The organism is Campylobacter sp. CFSAN093227, from assembly GCF_012897855.1.
GTDB lineage: Bacteria > Campylobacterota > Campylobacteria > Campylobacterales > Campylobacteraceae > Campylobacter_D > Campylobacter_D jejuni.
Window position 1 is genome coordinate 1152820 of the sequence record NZ_CP040610.1, and the last position, 18992, is coordinate 1171811.

An 18992-nucleotide genomic window follows, 5' to 3' on the forward strand; every position below is an offset into this window, starting at 1 on the left:
GTTATAATAAAACTTTTTAAAATTTTAATTCCAATAAAGAAAAGTTATAATTATAATGGTTGCTGATAAAAGATTATTTTATTTAAGTTGTATTTTAATCACCATAGGAATAGTATTTTCATACTCTCTTACAGCTTTTACTGTTCTTTTTCTTGACTATAGCGAGTTTCATTTTTTTATTCGTCAGCTTTTTTTTGGAATTAGTGGAATACTTATAATGTTTTTTATTTCTCGATTGGATCCTGATAAAGCACTTTCTAAAAAAATTATTTTAGCTATTTTGATTGTTTCTTTTATCTTTATCATCATTTTACCATTTTTACCTTCTGCACTAGCAACAGCTAGCGGAGGAGCTAAACGCTGGATACGCTTAGGCCCACTCTCTATCTCTCCTGTAGAATTTTTCAAAATAGGATTGATTTATTTTTTAGCATGGAGCTATACAAGGCGTATTGATGATAGCAAAAAAGCCATCAGGCACGAGGCTTTAATTCTTCTGCCTTATTGTATCTTAGCTTCTATAGTTATAGGATATATTTATATCACTCAAAACGATTTAGGACAAAGCGTAATTTCTTTCTTTTTGATTCTAGCTTTAGCTTTTTTTGCAGGAGCTAGTAAAAGACTTTTTGCTTTTGGAACTTTAATCATTATGATGATAGGTATAATGGTAATTTTTAGCAACCAAAGAAGAATTCAAAGAATCGCTTCTTGGTGGGGAAATATACAAGATGCTTTTTTACCTATGCTTCCTGATTGGCTGGCAAATGCTTTAAGAGTAAGTAGCAACAGCGAGCCTTATCAAATTTCACACTCTTTAAATGCTATAGCCCATGGAGGAATGTTTGGCGAAGGCTTAGGACTTGGAACTTTTAAATTAGGCTTTTTAAGTGAAGTGCATACTGACTTTGTTCTTTCAGGAATTACTGAAGAAATAGGACTCTTAGGTCTTGGGGTTATTTGCTATATTTATCTTTGGATGATTTTAAGAATTTTTAGAATTGCAGGAAGATGTGAAGCTAAACAAGATTTTATTTTTTGTTCAGGCATAGCCTTACTTTTACTTTTTTCTTTCTTTATGAATGCTTTTGGTATTATTTCTCTTACTCCACTAAAAGGTGTAGCGGTTCCACTTTTAAGCTATGGAGGAAGTTCAATGTGGGCAATTTGCATAGGCATAGGATATGTATTAATGATTTCAAAAAAGGTTAAATTATGACAATAGCTTTAACAGGTGGTGGAACTGGAGGACATTTGGCCATAGTGCGTTGCTTATTAGAAAGTGCGATTAAAAAAAATATAGAATGTGTATACATAGGTAGTCAAAATGGTCAAGATAAAGCTTGGTTTGAAAATGAAGTACGCTTTAAGGAAAAATTTTTTTTAAGCTCTAAAGGAGTGGTTAATCAAAGCAAATTTGACAAAATCAGTTCTTTACTCCACACCTTAAAACTCTCCAAAGATTGTAAAGAAATTTTTAAAAAATACCACATCCAAGCCGTTTTTAGTGTAGGTGGATACAGTGCAGCTCCTGCATCTTTTGCGGCTTTATTCTCACATTTGCCTCTTTTTATACATGAACAAAATTCAAAAAGCGGCTCTTTAAATATGCTTTTAAAACCTTTCGCTACAAAATTTTTTAGCGCCTTTGAAAAAGAAATTAGCCCTTATCCTGTAGCAGATAAATTTTTTGATAATGCTAGGATTCGCAAAGAATTAAAAAATATTATTTTCTTAGGAGGATCACAAGGAGCTCAATTTATCAACGAACTAGCTTTAAATTTAGCACCAAAACTTCAAGAACAAAATATCAAAATCATCCATCAATGTGGAAAAAATGATTTTGAAAAGTGCAAAAAACATTATCAAAGCTTAAATATCCAAGCTGATATTTTTGATTTTAGTTTAAATTTGGAAGAAAAAATGAAAAATGCAGATCTAGCTATATCAAGAGCAGGTGCAAGTACTCTTTTTGAACTTTGTGCTAATACTTTGCCCACTATTTTTATACCTTATCCTTATGCAGCTAAAAATCATCAATACTTTAATGCTAAATTTTTACAAGATCAAGCTTTATGTCAAATTTTTATGCAAAACTCTATTAATCTTGATGAATTTTTTAAGTCAATATTAAAACTAAATCTAGAAAATATTTCTACAAGATTGCAAAATATAACCCAAAAAAATGGCGCAGATATGCTAATCCAAAAAGCTTTATTTGATAATTTGACTTTTATAAGATAAATATCCAAAGATATTTACTAAAATTCCAACAAAAACTAACATCAAAATAGCAAATGAAAAATTTTCAAATTTGTCATGCAAAAAACCTATAATCCATTGTCCTTGTGCTGCAATTAAATATCCAAAACCCTGAGCTAAAGCAGAAAGTCTCGCTGCTATTTGAGCATTAGAGCTTTTTTGTGCAATAAAAAGCAACGCAATGCCAAAAACTCCACCCCATGGAAAACCCATGATAAAAGCACTGATAATAATAGAAATTTTACTATCAAAAATAAAGAGCATACCAAAAGCGATCACATACATACTGCACAAACCTGCTATGTAAAAAGTATGTAAATTTTGTCTTAATTTTCCTAAAAGTAAAGGGCCAAAAAGAGACACTGGAGCTGCAACAAGTTGAGCAAATAAAACCATACTTGTAGAAAATTCTTTATCAAATCCTTTTTCTACAACAATTTGAACATACCAAAAAAACAAAGAATAAGCTAAAAAACTTTGAAATCCCATAAAAAGAGTAATTTTCCAAGTTGTTAAATTTATAAAAAGATTGATTTTTTTATGAGCTTTTTTCTTAATACGAAAAAATCTACCATTTTTAGCTTGAGGATAGTAAACTACTAAAGCTACAAAAGAAAAAATAGCCCAGAAAAACATAGCTCCAGCTAAATCAAATACACTAAGCAAAGGTATAGCTAAAGCAATACCTATAATCGAAGAAATACTCAAAACAAGACTATAAATTCCCATTATACTTGCCATTTTTTTGGAAATTTTTCTTTAATAAAACTAGGAAGTAAAACATTTGCAATTGCTATACCACAGCCCATTGCTAACATTCCTAAAAATAAGCCATATACACCAAAATAAGAACGAATAATTTCGCCTAAAAAAATTAAAAAAATTCCAAAAACAATAGCACGAATAGGAGAAAAATACCCCACAATAAAAGAAATACCTCCAAAAGCTATCAAAGGAAGACTTGTAAGTATGCCTGCTACGGTTGAGTTTAAATAATACTTATCTTTAATAATATCAATAATAGGCCCCACTGCAGTAATTGGGGCTCTAAGATTAAAAGCTACAATAATAACAATAATAATATTAATCCAAAATATCTTTTTAAAAGAAGCCATAAAAGCCTTATTTGTTAAGTTCTACTTTGAATATTTTACCTTCTGCCATCTTAGGAATCCATAAAATATTACCTTCAATAAATATATCTGCAGGACCTTTCATCAAAGGAAGTTCAAGTTTTACAGATTTAACATTATCTAAATTATAAATATATCCATTTAGATTATTTCCCCAAGAACTTACCAATAAACCATCTTTATAAGGAACTATTCCATCATAAGATTCTTTTTCATTTTTAATTATACTGAGTTCTTTTGTATTTAAATCATAAGCCATTACAACACCGCCACTTACACCATCAGGATGATAACCAGTTATAAAAAGCTTATGTTTTTTTCTATCTAGATATAACCCATTTGGACCGCCAAATTTTGCTAAATCAAGTTTTAATAATTCATCATATTGCTTAGTTTTTAAATCAACCTTTAAAATAAGCCCTGTGCCAGTATCGCTAACCAAAAGCGTATTGTCGTCTAATTTTTCTATGTCATTTAAAAAGATTGCACCTTTAATAGGTAAATTAAAAATTTCTTTTTTAGTTTTAAGATCAAAACCGCGTAAAACATCGATATCTACCACATAAAGAGTTTTTCCAATCTCCATCATGCCTTTTGGTGCATTAAGATGGGTTAAAAATTTATATTCTAGCACTTTGCCATTTTTATCAAGCTTAGAAATAAATCCATCATTATCTTTCGCCAAAGGTTCAAGTTTTTCTCCTACATTAGATACATAAACATAGTTTTTATCTACAAAAATACTTTCAGGGCTTTTAAAACCATCAAATTCTTGATATTTTAATTCACTTGCACCAAGCAAACTTCCAAGAAGCGCTAAACTTAAAACATATTTTTTCATATTTTCTCCTTTATTTAAAAATATTTTCATTGAATTATATTTATTTAGATAAAAAAAATGTGCTAGTTTTTTGATAAAAAATACAAGTTTTTTGTTTTTTGATATTGCTTAGGAGTTTGCTCATATTTCTCTTTAAATCTTTCAATAAACCAAGCTACCGAAGAAAAAGCGCACTCATTAGCTATTTCATTGATATTTTTTTTAGAAAATTTAAGTAAAATCTTTGCTTTTTGCAACCTTTTTTCATCTAACCATTTTTTAGGACTTTGTCCAAAACATTTCTTAAATTCTTTAGAAAAAGTTGCTAAATCTAATTTCGCAAAATTAGACATTTCATTTACGCTTAAAAATTCTCTACCACAATACTCAAAAAGTTGGGAAAGATCAAGGCGAAATTCTTTTAAAATTCCTGATAAAAAACTAATAAAATAAATATTCTTATTTAAAAGCAAATGTAAAAAAATCTCTTCAAATTTCAAACTCACTATAGGATCTAAAATTTGCGTATTTTCTTCAAAATGCGGTGAAAAACTTTCCAAAATTCCTTGCAAAATCTTATCATTTTTTACCCAAAAAATTTCATAGTTTTGAAACTTTTGATCTAGTTTAAAAAAATCTTTATACTTATAAATAAGCTCAATTAAAAATGCATTGTCAAAAAAAAATAAATAAGCTTCATAAACTCCTTTACTAAGTCCTACATTGCTTAAAGTATAGCTCCCAGCTTTTAAAAACAAAGTTTCATAAGAGTTAATCTTATAATCTTTTGATGCAGTGTGTAAAATTTTATATCCTTTGCGAACAAAAGTTAAAAGATGACTTCCTACATTAACAAAAGTAGAATGCGAAGTATCCGTTTGTGTATATTTAGCAAAAGTGCAAGATTTAATTTTTTTATAATTGACACCTTTTAATTGCTTTAAATCTTCTGGTAAAGAAAGAATTTTATTCATCGTAAATTTTGCCTACATTCTAAAAGATACTTTTTAAGATCTTTTTCTTTCATTAAAATTTCACGCATGCAAACACCTACTACATTTATATCTTTAAAATTTTCTATATTTTGAGCATTGATACCGCCTATAGCATAAAGTGGAATTTGACTAAATTCAAGCAAGGATTTTAAAAAATCAATCCCTTTAGGTTCTAAACCCATCTTGCAAGAACTTTCAAAAATATGCCCTACAAAAGCATAATTTACCTTATAGCTCATCGCCTCTAAAAGCTCTTCTTTGCTATGGACTGAAGTACCAAGTATATGAAAATATTTTGTTAATTTAGGTTCTTTTCTTAGCAAAGAAAGCGGTGCGTGAAAATAACGATGTCCCAATTTTAAACACTCCCTATCAAAAAAATGCAAAAAACAAGTCACTTTTTGCTTTGCGCAAATGCTTAAAACTTCTTTTGCTAAGTCATAATACTCAAATTCGCTTAAATCTTTTTCTCTTAAAACTATAGCATCTACCTTAGCCTTAGCAAGTTTTTCAATCTGCTTTAAAAAGTCTATCTCTACACATTTTCTATCGCTTATGGCGATGATTTTTTTACCCCACATAGATACTATCGCTCATCACAGCTTGCAAATTTGATCTTTTAAGCATAGCTAAAATTTCATCTACGCTTCTATCATCTGAAATTTCAAACTGCTCATCACCCTTTTTCTCACCCTTATGCTCACCTATACCCACACTCACTCCTGCACTCATTTTAGTAGCACCAAGCTTGATAACCTCATCTCTAAAACCTATTCTTTCACGACTTGAAATGGTAATGCCCGCAAAAGGCAAAAAGAGTCTATAAGCACAAAGTACTTGCAAAAGGCGTTTTTCACTTACATCTTTAGGATGGATTTTGGCATTATTGATAATAGGTCTTAAACGCGGCACTGAAATAGAAATTTCAGCATGCGAATAAGCTTGTTGTAAAAAATGTGCATGAAGCGCCGTAGCAAGAGCGTCTTTTCTAAAATCATCTATACCCAAAAGTGCCGCAAAAGCCACTCCACGCATACCCGCTTTTAAAGCTCTTTCTTGAGCATTAAAGCGATAAGGAAAAATGCGTTTTTCACCAGCTAAATGAATTTTAGAATATTTTAGAGGATTGTAAGTTTCTTGAAAAACAGTCACATAATCACAACCCTTTTCATGCAAAATTTTATATTCATCTTCATTCATAGGATAAATTTCAACGCCCACAACCTTAAAATACTCTCTAGCTATTTTACAAGCATTTGCTATATATTCTACACTTGCAAACTCCCTGCCCTCGCCTGTTAGCATTAAAATTTCTTCTAAACCACTTTTAGCAATGGCTTGCATTTCTTCGTGAATTTCAGCTTCATTTAGCTTAGCTCTTGCGATTTTATTACCTTTTTGAAAACCACAATAAACACATTTAGAATTACAATAATTTGACAAATAAAGTGGGGTAAAAAGAGAGATAGAATTTCCAAAATATTTTTGCTTGACTTTAGCGGATTTAAAGGCTAATTCTTCTATGAAATCTTCTGCTGCACTTGAAAGCAAGGCTTTTAAATGCTCTATGCTTAAATGTGTTTGATTTAAAGCATTTTTAACATCTTTAGCGCTAAATTGACTCTCATCATAGCTTTGAACTTGAGTTAAAACCTTATTTAAAATTTCGCTTTTTATTTCCTGCATGTGAGGTAAATACTGCATATAATCTTGCATAATCAATCCCTTAAAAAGCCTGTTAATGGAGAACTTGCTTTAGCTTTACTCACACTTGCCAAACCTGCTAAAAAAGCCGCTCTTCCCGCATTTACTGCCAAAGAAAAAGCTTTAGCCATCAAGGCTATATCTTTAGCTTCAGCTATGGCTGTATTTACCATCACCGCACTTACCCCCATTTGCATAGCTTCACAAGCTTGTGAAGGACTTCCAATACCCGCATCTACAATAATAGGCAAATCAATTTCATTAAGCAAAATTTGTATAAATTCCTTAGCACATAAGCCTTTATTACTCCCAATAGGTGCTGCTAAAGGCATGATAGCCGCAGCTCCAGCATCACGCATAGCTCTAGCTGCGTAAAGATCAGCATGCATGTAAGGTAAGGGTGTAAAACCCTCTTTAGCTAAAAGCTCGCAAGCTTTAATCGTTTCATAATTATCAGGCAATAAATACCTACTATCGCTTATCACTTCTATCTTGATAAGTTCTCCACAACCAAGCTCTCTTGAAAGCCTTGCAATGCGTAAAGCTTCATCGGCGTTTCTTGCGCCTGAAGTGTTGGGTAAAAGTGTGATATTTTTAGGGATATAATCAAGTATATTAGCAATTTCCCCTGTATTTGCACGGCGTAAAGCTAGAGTGATAATCTGCGCTTTAGCTTCTTCTATGGCTGATTTTATAAGCTCTAGTGAATATTTTCCAGAACCTAAAATAAATCTTGAATCAAACTCGTATTTGCCTATTTTTAATTTATCATTTTTTAAATTTTCTTGCATTTTTACTCCTTATTCGCTAAAAGCTCTAAAACAAGGTTACTTTGATGTCCTGCGCAAATATTTACCCTTGGCGCCATAAGTCCATTTCCTAGCTTAGCACCATTTACCAAATCCCCACATACATAGAAATTTTTAGCAATTTTTCTTGTTTGTATGCTGTTGCTATCACCATAGCCCGCAAGCCCTGAAGCACAGATTAAAACACTATCTTTGTAAAATCTATGAAAATTTTGCGCTATCATCGCTTTTGCGATAGCACTATCAAAGGCTTCACAAACTATATCTATATCTTTAAACAAAGATTTTAAATTATCCTCATCGATTTTCAAAGTGCAAATTTCAATGCTGATATAAGGATTAATTTCGCTAATTTGCTCTTTTAAAGCTTCGGTTTTAAACTTGCCCAAATCACTTACACGATAAGCCTGACGATTCAAATTGCTAGGCTCAATCACATCAAAATCAATCAACTTTAAATACCCCACTCCACTTCTTGCCAAATTTATCGCTATATGTGATCCAAGTCCGCCTAAACCACACACCGCCACGCGCCCATTTTTAAGTTTATCGTGAAGCTTTGGTGTATGTCTTGCTCTCATCATAGCATCTAGTGCGTCTTTTGGAGGTAAAGTATTTTTTTCTATACAAAAAAGCTCATCATTTTCATTTAAAGCGATATTCTCTTTTGTTGCAAAACCATTGATAATCCATACATCATTTTCATTTTTGCTGATATTTTCAAAAAATTCCAAACTTGTTTTAAAGTCTGTATCAAGTTCTTTGCCATTGAATTTTACTCTCATCATCCACCTCCTACAAAACTTACGATTTCAGCTTTATCATTTTCTTTTAAAATCAAATTTTCAAATTCACTCTTAGGTATAATCTCTCCATTTAATTCCAAGGCGATAAGTTCTATTTTCAAGCCTTTTTCTTTGATAAAATCCATAAATTTAAGCTCTTTTAACTCAAGCTTTTGTCCATTGATAATCATTCTAAACCTTTAAAAATTTTCTATCAAGTCTTTAAAAACAAGACAAAGTTTTTCAAATTCTTCTATACTTACCCTTTCATCAATAGCGTGAATTCTATCATTACAAACCCCAAATTCTACTACCTTTACACCGTATTTTGCAAAATACCTTGCATCACTTGTACCGCCTTTGGTATTAAGCTCTGGCACTTCATGGGTGATTTTTTGAACACTTTCATTCATTTTTTGAACGATTTTATTATCGATATTTGTCAAAAAAGCTTCGCTTGATTGTTTTAGCTCTAACTCATAGTTTAAACCATGACAAATTTTTTCTACATAACTTTTTACATCTTCTAAGCTTGTATCAGGGGAATTGCGAACATTAAACATAAGTTTTAAATCATTTGGAGTAACATTGCACACCCCCATACCTCCACGAATATCAGTTATAACGATTTTTGAAGGACTAAATTCAGCACTTCCAGGATCAAGATCAAAACCCGCTAAAAGCTTTAACACTGGTGCAAAATCATGCACAGGATTGATACATTTTTCAGGATAAGCAACATGCCCTTGTTTTCCACGGATTAAAAGCTTACCATTGATAGAACCACGACGCCCTATTTTAATACTATCGCCGATTTTTTTAACGCAGGTTGGCTCGGCAACCACAGCATAATCAGGTAGCATATCTCTTTCTTGCATCCATTCTAAAACAGCCTTAGTTCCATATATAGCTTCGCCTTCTTCATCACTTGTTAAAATAAGGCTAAGCCTAGCTCCTTTAAAATCCGCATTCTTTACCGCATCTACAAAGGCTGCTACTCCGCTTTTCATATCTTGAGCACCCCTTGCATAGATAAAGCCTTCTTTTTCCACAGGCGCAAAAGCATTATTACTCCAACCCTCGCCTGCAGGCACCACATCTACATGCCCACCAAAAGCTAAATGCTCGCCTTCATCTTTAAATTTTTTAGTGAGTAAAAGGTTTTTAATGCCTTCTTTTTCTATAAAAAAAGCTTCAAAATCACTCAGTTCCATAGCGATGAAATTTAAAGCTCCATCATCATTTGGCGTAACAGATTTAAATTTTAAAAGTTCGATTAAAAATTCTTTTGCATTCATTTTTTTATCCTATAAAAGTTTTATATAATAAATTAAGAGCAAAATACTCTATAATTATAGCTGAAATTATATTGATTATAAAAACAACTTTTGCACTAAAAACATGACTATATCTTGCCACCACAAAGGCTAAAGCACTTACCCAAAAAAGTATAGCCACAACAAGCCCTAAAGTCATCAAATAAGCATGATCACTACTTAAAACCACACTTGCAGCGCTAAGCCAAAATCCTATCACAAAAGGATTTGAACCATTTAAAAAAGCTCCCTTAATATAACTTTTCAAAAGACTTTCTTTAAATTCTTTATGCTCTAAATTTAAGCTTTCTTTCTTTTTTCTTAGCATCAAATACGCCATATAAGTTAAAAAACAAAAACCAAAAATCGCCAAAGAACGCATAAAAATAACATTACCTAAAAAATTTAAAAGCCCAAATTGAAGCAAAAAAAGATAAAGCATATCTATGCTAAATGCTCCAAGTCCTACAGCTATGGAATTTTTAAAAGCTTTTAGCGCATAAGTTAAAATCAAAATATTTACAGGCCCAAAAGGCACACTCACTCCAAAACCCAAAAAAACTCCACTTAAAAAAGAATCAAACATTACCATCTTTCATAAAATTTTCTATATCAAGTGCGATTTTATCAATAGCGCTTATAATATCTTCAGTGTAGATTTTATCAAAATACCGCTCTAAATTCGCATCTTTTTCGTAGATATTTAAAATACTTTTTTCGCACATTGAAGCATAACGTCCTACAGGCAAAACCGCCCCACTTGTGCCTACGCTGATAAAAAGCGAAGTTTGATTTAGCAAAGAATAAAGCGTAGCATAAGCAGGAGCTTGCTCTTCAAACATGACTATATTGTGTCTTAAATCCTTACTTTTGCATTTTGGGCATTGTTTATCTGTGATTTTTTCATAGCCTATATTAAAAATTCCTTCACATTTTAAGCAGCGAAGTTCAGGCAAAAAGCCATGCAAATGTACTACATCTTTACACCCTGCACGCTCTAGCAAATCATCTACATTTTGCGTGATGACAAAAAGGTTTTTACCCCATTTTTCTTTTAATTGTGCGATTTTTTCATGAGCATGATTTGGCTTTACATTTTGAAGTTGTGCCCTTCTTGCATCGTAAAAATCAAGTACTTTTTTAGGATTTTTTCTAAAACCTGTTGCAGAGCAAACCTCCATAACATCGTATTCTTCCCAAAGTCCATCATTATCTCTAAAAGTTTTAAGCCCACTTGGAGCAGACAAACCCGCTCCGCTTAATATCATAATGTTTTTCATCGCTAAACCTTATAAAATTTACAAAGTTTAGCGAAAAATGCTTTAAGAAAATAAATATTTTTGCAAGATTTTTTCTTTTTCTTTTTCTAAAAATTCTAATTTAAAATTAAGAAAATCAATTTGTTGTTCTACTAATTCAATGTTTTGAACAATTTTTTCTTGAATTTCTAGCGGTGGGAGTGAGATTGTAAGATTTTTTATAAAATTAGAATTAGCCATAGCAAAATCTCCTAATTTTCTAAATTGGCCATATAAGCCCATACAAGCATAATATAAATATTTTGTATTTAAGATTTTTAGATTTTTTGGATATAAGCCAGTAATATTCTGATTTGTTGCACTTTCAAAAGTTAAAAAACCGATTTTACCTATAGTAGCACCAACTAATGCAATTAATGTTGTTTCTTTCTTTAATAATTTTGCCGATGATTTTTGTAATCCTAATTCTGTAATTTTTTCTTTAACCTGATAATCATAAACATAACAATTTTGACATACTTCAGATTTTACCCAATTGATATTTCCATTCCAATATTCTTTAACTTTTCTATCAGGTGTTCCTCCGCTTTGAATGCTAACAATTTCATTTAGTTTTTCTTTATTCCAACCTTGTTTTGGTGGTGTTGAAAAGGTACCTAAAATAGCTTTTATATTCTTGACGAATTCTTTAAATTTCTTTAAGTCTTCTTGCCTTGCATTAGTAAAATCATCTATAAATGAAAACAAGAGATTAAAATCAAGCTTAGATTCTAATTTTTGCAAATTTTCTAAAATAGAATTTAGTTCATATTCTTGATTGTCCTCTATAATACCACATTTTTGAAGCATTGCTTTGATTAGCTTTTGATACTCTTTTATACTCAAGCTTAAAGTATTATACTGCTCTTCTACCTTTTCACACTCTGCTACGATTTGTTTTTGAATTTCAAGCGGTGGAAGTGGGATTTTTAAAGATTTTAATTCAGTTTTTTGCAAATGCTTTAATCCGCTCCCTTTAAACAAAAAGCAATTAATAAAATTTTCTAGTTGTTTTAATAAAATATATAAAAAATATGTATCAATATAATTTTCATTATTACTTTTTAACGCATATGTATCAGTTGAATAAGAACTTTTGCCATTATAAAATTGCACTATTGCATTCCCGCCAGTAGATAAAAATATATTTTTTCCTTCAATAAGATATTCATCATAACGATAGATATTTGTACCGCTTGTAAAAAAAGGATATTTTCCAGTTATATTTTCTTTTGCTTCTTTAACTTTGATTTTGGACTTTAAATTATCAATAATAATATCTCCTAATCTCACCAACTCATACTTAGAATTTGCAAAAGGATTAGACATCTCACTTTGCGTTGAATTGCTAGGATTTAAACTTATAGCTTTATTAAATTCCACTTTTTCAAAATCTATCATATCAACAAGCCTTGCTTTTGTAGCATAAGTCTGTAATTCTTGCGGGATAACATCAAGCGTATTTAAAAAAGATTTGTAGATTAAAGTATTAAGCTTAGTCTCATTTTGTGGATTGCCTCTTTCAAAAAGTGGGCTCAAATAAGGCTCATGCAATTCTTTTAAACCTTCATCGCCTTTTCTATTGCTCCACTCATAACCTAAAAATTTCTTTTGTTCTTTTATATCACTTGGGGATTTTATGATTAAGACTTCTTGATTAAGACTTAAGCAAAAATAAAGCAATTTATCCTTTTCGATCGCCTGAGCATAAGCTAAAAAGGCTTTATCTTCTAAAGCTTGTTTATCCTTACTCTCTTTATAAATTTTAGATTCTTTAAGTTTTTTATAATCACTTGTTTGCCTAAATGCATTGCGATAATCTTTAAAGGCTTCTAGCTCTGCAAGTTTAGAATCTAAGTTTCCATTTAAAAAATTGCTATAAAGCTCTTTATCAAATTTTCTAAAATCACAATACGCACTTAGATAATTTTGATAAAAGTTTTCACTGTCTTTTAAATTTTCAGCTTCTATGCGTTCTTTAATCAAACTATAATCTTGAGAAATAAGATGATTTTCTTGTTTAAAAGTTTCTTTTTTGCGTAAAAATAAAATAATCGTATTTGTCCCTGTTGCTCCAAATGTTTGGCTCCCAAGCTCAACAATGGCAATAAAATCAAAATTTTGAAACAATATTTCTCTTGTATTTTTATAAATAGAATCTTTATTTAAAATAGAACTTGGTAAGATAATAGCAGCTTTAGCATTATCATTTAAAATTTGATTTGCTCGCTCACAAAAAAAGCATTCGATAGAATTATTTGTTTCTATGTTTATATCATCGTTAAAAAGTTTATAGGTATTTTTAGATTTATCACTTAAAGTTTCTAAAAATCCTTTTACAGAATAAGGCGGATTTGCTATAAGCAAATCAAAACTATTTGATTCTATTTGTGGTTTTGCTTTTTCTCCTTCTAAATTATTTGTATTTGCTAATTCAAAAGAAGCAAGTGCATCAGCGTATAAAATATTGATTTCATTTTGCCCATACATTGCACTTGATACCTTAGAAACCTTACTTAAGCGATACTCTTTTTCAATACCATAAATATTTTTATAATGCTCTTTAAGCTCATCTTCTGTTAGATAACGCTTAAGCTCATTAGCATACGTGTTTAAAAAATGTCCAGCACCACAAGCATAATCAATCACCCTTAAAGCTTTAGAGTTTTTGCTTAACATTTCTTGAAGCGGTAAAGAATACATAATAAATTCACAAATTTGAATAGGGGTAAAAAACTGCCCTTCATCTTGCTTCATACCTTTTTGCAAAAAAAGTTCAAAAAGATTGCCTAAAAATTGATTTGTAGAGTTTTGGGTAAGCTTGTAATTTGCAAAAAGCTCTACTATTTCTTTTAATACAAGTGCATTTTTTAAGAATAATTCTTTATTATGCACTTCTAAAAATGCAAAATCATTATTTGAATAAAATTTTAATTCTTTGATGTAATTTTGCATTACTTCTTTTAAAGTTTTTATCTTTAATTGCTTAAAGTCTTTTTCTATATCTTCATTAGATACAAAGGTAATTTTCTCTCCTAAGAATTCTTTCATAGCTTCTTTATAAAGCCACATTAATCTATCTTGCATATTTGCATAAGTATCTGCCATTACACCAAAATATCCAAATTTGAGATTGTTTTTATTAAAAGTTTCATCATAAATTTTGCAAAGAAAAATATTTACAAGTTTATCAAAGGCATTTTCCTTGCCTGATATATTATGCTTGCGTAAAATTTTTGCAAATTCGTGATATTTGCCTTCTTCTTTAAGTTCTTTAAGATTATCAAAAGTTGGAGTAATTTCTAAAATTTTATAGGCATTGACATTTGCTTCAAAAATACCTTGTTTAAAATATTGCAGTTCATAACTTTCTTTCCAAGTTTTAAAAAGTTCTATATTGTTATTAGATTTTTTATAAGAATTTTGTAATTCCTTTTCTTTTAGATATTCTTCGTTATCGTAAGCTTGTATGATGTAATTTTTATATTCTAACTTATCGCTAAAATCACTTGTATAAAGACAAAGATATTTTACACCTTTTTCTTGCTGAAAATAAGAAAAAAGCTGTCCGCCATCTTCTTGCATTCTATTCCATTCTTTTATAAATTCACTATTTTTAGAATCTGTGGTTTTACATTCTATAATCAAATAAGGATTGTTTTCATTATCCTTTACTAAAATATCAGCCTTACCACCTTTTTTATCCCTGCCAAGATTCCATTTTGGCTCTAACTCTAAATGTTCAGCCTTATAACCTTTTTCTAAAAGTCTATGCACACATTCAAAAACTACAAAATTTTCAGGGTGTGAAAAATTAGAAGTAGTTTTATCATGAATTTTTATTTCTTTTGGATAATTAATACTTTGGTTTTTATAATCTATTAAAAGAGTGTAATTATTGATTGTTTTTACATAATTTTCATTTTTATTTTTAAAGCCTAAGTTTTCTAAAACTTGTTTTAAATTATCTTTTGTAATCATTTATTTCCTTATAATTTTACCACCTTAGCACCAAAACCACCTTGATTGATCGGTGCATCATTAAAGCCTTTGACGCTTTTGTGAGTTTTTAAAAACTCTCTTACCGCAAAGGCAAGCTTTCCTGTGCCTATGCCATGATAGATCAAAACCTCATCAAATCCTGCAAGCAAAGCATCTGAAATAAATTTATCAAGCCTTGAAATAGCCTCATCACTCCTAAGTCCATGCAAATCCAAAGTTACACTTAGATTGCTTGGTTTGCTTATGCTTATACTTGTTTTTGCTACTTTTTTTGGCATTGCGCCACTTTTTTTAAGCAGTTTTAAAGGCACACGAAGTTTGATCCCATCGCTTTCAACCATAGCATCGTTTTTAGAAATGCTTATGATTTTACCCTTAATTTTTTCATATTTTACAAAATCCCCCACACGCAATTCTTCGTTTTGCTCCATACTTGGCAAGATGATTTCTTTTTTAAGTTCATTGGCTTTATTAAGGCTTCTTTGCTTATCTTTTGTGTCTTTAAGCTGTATGGTTTTCTTAGCTTCTTCTATGGCTTTGTGAAATTTAAATTCTAAATTTCTCAAACTCGTGCGAAATTCTTGTTCATTTTTTTCTTTTTGATCTTTTAAAGAAAGTAAAATTTCATCGACTTTTTGCTCTTTTTTCTCAACATTTTCAAGCTTAGCTTTTAGTTCTAATTCAAGATTGATATTTTTACCCACAAGCTCTTCTAAATTTTCTTTATCCTCGCCATAAAGCTTTTTAGCCTCGCTAACTAAATTCGGCGGAATCTGATAACGCAAAGCGGTTTCAAAGGCATAAGATTTTCCTATAGTACCTTTTAAAAACTCATATTTTGGGCGTGAAAGCTCTTCATCATATAAAGCAGCAATGAGTTCAACTTGCTCATTCTTTGCTAAAAGCATAGCAAGGCGTTTGTGGTGCGTGGTGATGATGATTTTAAGATTATTAGCTATGAGTTTTGAAATTAACACACTATACAAACAAGCCGCTTCTTCAAAATCTGTTCCAAGCTCTATTTCATCGATACCTAAAAGCAAATTTTTCTTAGAAAAAAGTCTAGAAAAATGCAACATTCTTCCTGCAAAAGTTGAAATGTCGTTTTTAACATTTTGCGGATCTTCTATGATGGCATCAAATTCTTTAAAAGTACCAATTTTACTTTCACTTGCTTTGATATGCATAGGCAAAAGATGTTTAGCTAAAAATGCTGCACTTAGCATGGATTTTAAAAGCATGGATTTTCCGCCTGCATTTACCCCTGTGATGATTAAAACTTGTTTTTTAAATTCCAAACTCACGCTTTTTGGATTTTTTAAGGCAGGATGAGCGAAATTTTTAAGCACTAAATCCGTACTTTGATCGCACAAAACAAATTCAAAATCCTTTTTTTTAGCAAGCAAAACCCTAGCACTATAATGATCAAAAAGATCAAAGGCTGTATTGATAAATTTTAAAAAAGGTAGGTTTTTTGCTAAAAAAGCTGAGAAATTTTTAGCGTATTCATAATAAATTTCTTCTTTTTGATTTTTGATTTTTTCTATATCATTTTGCAAATTTTCAACACTTAAAGGCACGATATAAAAGCCACCGCCACTACTTCTACCTATGATTTTTGCTTTAATAGCGTGATTAAACCCACCTCTTACAAGCAAGGCTTCAAGATTGTTTACAAGATGGATTTGTGTATCGATAAGATAAGGCATCAAAGCTTTTGTATAGCAAAATTTCTTAAACTCAGCTATTATGCTTTCATTTTTTAATCTTAGAGCGGCATTAAGATTTACAAGTCTTTCATCTAAACTTTCTTTTAACTCCCCTTTTTCATCGAAATTCAAACAAAGCTCCAAAGCCCCGCTAACAAATTCTATCTTTTGTAGCCAAGAGTCTAAATTTGTTCCTAGTTTTATTTTTTTTAACTTTTCAAAATAACGAAAAATTTTTACAAATTCAAAAATTTCATCTAAATGTAAAATTCCTTGCTTGCTTAAATGAACTAAGACTTTATCAAGATTGCTAAGCTCTGGTATAGTAGGAAATTCCACCTCGCAAAGCTCATGTATACGTTTAAAATGAAGATTAGAATCTCCTTGCAAAAAAATCTCCTTATCTCTTGCAAAAAGGGCTTTAAACTCTTCTAAATAGCTGTTTAAATCAAGCTTTGAGATCAATTCTTCTTTTGTATCATTCATCATTTAACCTACAATCTTTAATATCTATGATTAAAGAATTAAAACTTTGATTATTATCCTTTGAAATAAAACTTCCTGTACCAAATTCATAATTAAAATACGCCTTAGAAACATTGATATCTTTACATAAAATATTTTTATTTTGATTAAAAGCTACGATAATATCTGTTCTTAAATGACTTTTTTGTGTGTTTTCAAATTCAAAAAATACTGCTAAAACAATAAAAATCACAAGCAAAATACCAAAAAAAGGTTTAGTTTTTTTGCCTAATTTTTCACGCAAAGCAAAAGTGATTAAGGCTAAAATTAAAATAATTAAAAAATATAAAAAAAACCTACTCATTTTTTTGCCTTAATTTATTACTGATATCTCCTGCACCAAAACCTATAATAAGCCCTTCTTCAAAAACTTGCCCCTTAGAAGCCACCAAAAATTTACCCTCTCTTTTGATATCTTCTACAAATAAAGCCTTAGGAAAAACCGCTTTTAAATCAAGCCCTATAGGCTCTTCTCCTGCAGCATAAACAGGTAAAATTATAAGCTCGTCTACACCTTCAAAAGCCTTTGCAAATTCCTTTAAATTTGCAGCCAAACGCGTGTAGCGGTGGGGTTCAAAGATAGCTGTGATTTTCTTATATCCGCCTAATTTTGCGTATTCTTGTGCTGCACTTAAAGTCGCTTTTATTTCGGTGGGATGATGACCATAATCATCGATTAAAACCAAATTTTCATCAGCATGTAAAATATCAAAACGCTTTTTAATACCTTGATAATTTTTAAGCCTAGTTCTTATCGTTTCTATATCTAAGAAATTTAAAGCCGCCAAAATCGCCAAAGACGCATCAAGGGCTAAATGATATCCCATGCCAAAAACCTTAAATTCACCTAAATCTTTCAACTCAAAGCTTGTAAAAGGTTTGAAATTTTCTATACGCATGGTGCAGTTTTTGATATCTTTGCTCGGATAAAGCTTGGTTGACTCATTTTTATAATTTTTCAAAAACTCATCTTCAGCATTAATCACGCGAATTTTAGCCGTATCTAAAAACTCCGCATAAGCATGATGGAGTTTTGAAACTTCATTACCATAATGATCTAAATGCTCTGCTTCTGCATTAGTAACTATAGCCAAATAAGGATTTGAATTTAAAAAAGAACTATCGCTCTCATCAGCTTCAAAAACAAGGTTTTGGCTTTCTTTATAAATCATATTTGAACCAAATTCTTTTAAAATCGCTCCGATGATCACAGAAGCATCATCAAGCAAAGAAGCCAAAATACTTGAAGTTGTGCTTTTTCCATGTGCTCCTGCAACTGCAAAAACGCGCTTATCTTCTAAGATAAGAGGTAAGGCCTCCTTGCGTGAAAGGCATTTAATGCCTAATTCTTTAGCGTGTTTAAATTCAGGATTTTCTTCTTTGATAGCAGCAGAATAAATAACTAAATCTTTGTTTAAAATATTGTCTTTATGATGAGGGATACTGACCTTAACCCCTTCTTTTTCTAGTTCTTTAGTGATTTTACTCTCTTTAAGATCACTTCCGCTAATTTTAAAACCTTTTTCTTTTAAAAATCTTGCTAAAGCGGAAATTCCTATACCGCCTATGCCGATAAAATGGATATTTTGCATCATTTAAACCTTTATACTTTAAAGGCTAAATTTTAGCACTTT

16 protein-coding genes and 1 pseudogene are annotated in these 18992 nt (G+C 30.7%); 2 read left to right on the forward strand and 15 right to left on the reverse strand.

What is annotated here, in order from left to right:
• Nucleotides 1-55: 55 nt before the first annotated feature.
• Both ftsW and murG read left to right on the forward strand, forming a co-directional pair.
• Nucleotides 56-1219 carry a putative lipid II flippase FtsW gene (ftsW, locus tag FBF06_RS06085; RefSeq protein WP_002860171.1) on the forward strand — a complete coding sequence of 388 codons (1164 nt, stop codon included), beginning with the start codon at nucleotides 56-58 and terminating at the stop codon, nucleotides 1217-1219.
• The gene (gene murG, locus FBF06_RS06090) at nucleotides 1216-2244 is read left to right on the forward strand and encodes an undecaprenyldiphospho-muramoylpentapeptide beta-N-acetylglucosaminyltransferase (protein ID WP_002860172.1); all 1029 of its coding nucleotides are present in this window, start codon (nucleotides 1216-1218) and stop codon (nucleotides 2242-2244) included. Before ftsW ends, murG begins: the two co-directional genes overlap by 4 nt.
• On the opposite strand, the pseudogene FBF06_RS06095 reads toward murG, so the two are convergent.
• The 15 genes and pseudogenes from FBF06_RS06095 to murC all read right to left on the reverse strand — a co-directional run bounded on the left by FBF06_RS06095 (nucleotide 2215) and on the right by murC (nucleotide 18953).
• A pseudogene (locus FBF06_RS06095) lies at nucleotides 2215-3377 on the reverse strand (CynX/NimT family MFS transporter). The gene murG and the pseudogene FBF06_RS06095 overlap by 30 nt on opposite strands.
• Nucleotides 3378-3384: 7 nt before the next feature.
• On the reverse strand, nucleotides 3385-4236 hold the full coding sequence (locus tag FBF06_RS06100) for an ATP-binding protein (protein WP_002852987.1): 852 nt from the start codon (nucleotides 4234-4236) through the stop codon (nucleotides 3385-3387).
• A gap of 62 nt (nucleotides 4237-4298) precedes the next feature.
• Nucleotides 4299-5189: an AraC family transcriptional regulator gene (locus tag FBF06_RS06105; protein WP_002852985.1), complete on the reverse strand. Its 891-nt coding sequence runs from the start codon at nucleotides 5187-5189 to the stop codon at nucleotides 4299-4301.
• Entirely contained in the window at nucleotides 5186-5791 is a 606-nt protein-coding gene (locus FBF06_RS06110) for a thiamine phosphate synthase (protein WP_002865061.1), read from the reverse strand. The genes FBF06_RS06105 and FBF06_RS06110 overlap by 4 nt, the downstream gene beginning before the upstream one ends.
• Nucleotides 5781-6926: a 2-iminoacetate synthase ThiH gene (thiH, locus tag FBF06_RS06115; RefSeq protein ID WP_002867170.1), complete on the reverse strand. Its 1146-nt coding sequence runs from the start codon at nucleotides 6924-6926 to the stop codon at nucleotides 5781-5783. Before thiH ends, FBF06_RS06110 begins: the two co-directional genes overlap by 11 nt.
• A gap of 2 nt (nucleotides 6927-6928) precedes the next feature.
• On the reverse strand, nucleotides 6929-7705 hold the full coding sequence (locus tag FBF06_RS06120) for a thiazole synthase (RefSeq protein ID WP_002856549.1): 777 nt from the start codon (nucleotides 7703-7705) through the stop codon (nucleotides 6929-6931).
• Nucleotides 7706-7707: 2 nt separating this feature from the next.
• Nucleotides 7708-8511 carry a thiamine biosynthesis protein ThiF gene (thiF, locus tag FBF06_RS06125; protein ID WP_100621024.1) on the reverse strand — a complete coding sequence of 268 codons (804 nt, stop codon included), beginning with the start codon at nucleotides 8509-8511 and terminating at the stop codon, nucleotides 7708-7710.
• On the reverse strand, nucleotides 8508-8699 hold the full coding sequence (thiS, locus tag FBF06_RS06130; protein WP_002853007.1) for a sulfur carrier protein ThiS: 192 nt from the start codon (nucleotides 8697-8699) through the stop codon (nucleotides 8508-8510). The genes thiF and thiS overlap by 4 nt, the downstream gene beginning before the upstream one ends.
• A gap of 9 nt (nucleotides 8700-8708) precedes the next feature.
• Entirely contained in the window at nucleotides 8709-9806 is a 1098-nt protein-coding gene (gene dapE / locus FBF06_RS06135) for a succinyl-diaminopimelate desuccinylase (RefSeq protein ID WP_002855857.1), read from the reverse strand.
• 4 nt (nucleotides 9807-9810) lie between these two features.
• On the reverse strand, nucleotides 9811-10410 hold the full coding sequence (locus FBF06_RS06140; protein WP_002867173.1) for a LysE family translocator: 600 nt from the start codon (nucleotides 10408-10410) through the stop codon (nucleotides 9811-9813).
• On the reverse strand, nucleotides 10403-11104 hold the full coding sequence (locus tag FBF06_RS06145; protein ID WP_070262730.1) for an NAD-dependent deacetylase: 702 nt from the start codon (nucleotides 11102-11104) through the stop codon (nucleotides 10403-10405). Before FBF06_RS06145 ends, FBF06_RS06140 begins: the two co-directional genes overlap by 8 nt.
• A 42-nt stretch (nucleotides 11105-11146) precedes the next feature.
• On the reverse strand, nucleotides 11147-15103 hold the full coding sequence (locus FBF06_RS06150) for a restriction endonuclease subunit S (protein WP_168977586.1): 3957 nt from the start codon (nucleotides 15101-15103) through the stop codon (nucleotides 11147-11149).
• Between the two features lie 8 nt (nucleotides 15104-15111).
• On the reverse strand, nucleotides 15112-17322 hold the full coding sequence (locus FBF06_RS06155; RefSeq protein WP_168977587.1) for an endonuclease MutS2: 2211 nt from the start codon (nucleotides 17320-17322) through the stop codon (nucleotides 15112-15114).
• Nucleotides 17312-17662, reverse strand: a complete 351-nt coding sequence (locus tag FBF06_RS06160) for a hypothetical protein (protein WP_002783335.1) — start codon at nucleotides 17660-17662, stop codon at nucleotides 17312-17314. The genes FBF06_RS06155 and FBF06_RS06160 overlap by 11 nt, the downstream gene beginning before the upstream one ends.
• Nucleotides 17655-18953, reverse strand: coding sequence for a UDP-N-acetylmuramate--L-alanine ligase (gene murC / locus FBF06_RS06165; RefSeq protein WP_074482757.1), 1299 nt, complete (start codon nucleotides 18951-18953; stop codon nucleotides 17655-17657). The genes FBF06_RS06160 and murC overlap by 8 nt, the downstream gene beginning before the upstream one ends.
• Between the last annotated feature and the right edge of the window lie 39 nt (nucleotides 18954-18992).

Coding starts and splice junctions, on each gene's coding strand:
- FBF06_RS06145 (WP_070262730.1), bottom strand. CDS start 11,104: ATGAAAAACATTATGATATTAAGCGGAGCGGGTTTGTCTGCTCCAAGT.
- FBF06_RS06120 (WP_002856549.1), bottom strand. CDS start 7,705: ATGCAAGAAAATTTAAAAAATGATAAATTAAAAATAGGCAAATACGAG.
- murC (WP_074482757.1), bottom strand. CDS start 18,953: ATGATGCAAAATATCCATTTTATCGGCATAGGCGGTATAGGAATTTCC.
- FBF06_RS06140 (WP_002867173.1), bottom strand. CDS start 10,410: ATGTTTGATTCTTTTTTAAGTGGAGTTTTTTTGGGTTTTGGAGTGAGT.
- thiF (WP_100621024.1), bottom strand. CDS start 8,511: ATGATGAGAGTAAAATTCAATGGCAAAGAACTTGATACAGACTTTAAA.
- thiS (WP_002853007.1), bottom strand. CDS start 8,699: ATGATTATCAATGGACAAAAGCTTGAGTTAAAAGAGCTTAAATTTATG.
- thiH (WP_002867170.1), bottom strand. CDS start 6,926: ATGCAAGATTATATGCAGTATTTACCTCACATGCAGGAAATAAAAAGC.
- FBF06_RS06155 (WP_168977587.1), bottom strand. CDS start 17,322: ATGATGAATGATACAAAAGAAGAATTGATCTCAAAGCTTGATTTAAAC.
- FBF06_RS06150 (WP_168977586.1), bottom strand. CDS start 15,103: ATGATTACAAAAGATAATTTAAAACAAGTTTTAGAAAACTTAGGCTTT.
- FBF06_RS06110 (WP_002865061.1), bottom strand. CDS start 5,791: ATGTGGGGTAAAAAAATCATCGCCATAAGCGATAGAAAATGTGTAGAG.
- murG (WP_002860172.1), top strand. CDS start 1,216: ATGACAATAGCTTTAACAGGTGGTGGAACTGGAGGACATTTGGCCATA.
- dapE (WP_002855857.1), bottom strand. CDS start 9,806: ATGAATGCAAAAGAATTTTTAATCGAACTTTTAAAATTTAAATCTGTT.
- FBF06_RS06105 (WP_002852985.1), bottom strand. CDS start 5,189: ATGAATAAAATTCTTTCTTTACCAGAAGATTTAAAGCAATTAAAAGGT.
- ftsW (WP_002860171.1), top strand. CDS start 56: ATGGTTGCTGATAAAAGATTATTTTATTTAAGTTGTATTTTAATCACC.
- FBF06_RS06100 (WP_002852987.1), bottom strand. CDS start 4,236: ATGAAAAAATATGTTTTAAGTTTAGCGCTTCTTGGAAGTTTGCTTGGT.
- FBF06_RS06160 (WP_002783335.1), bottom strand. CDS start 17,662: ATGAGTAGGTTTTTTTTATATTTTTTAATTATTTTAATTTTAGCCTTA.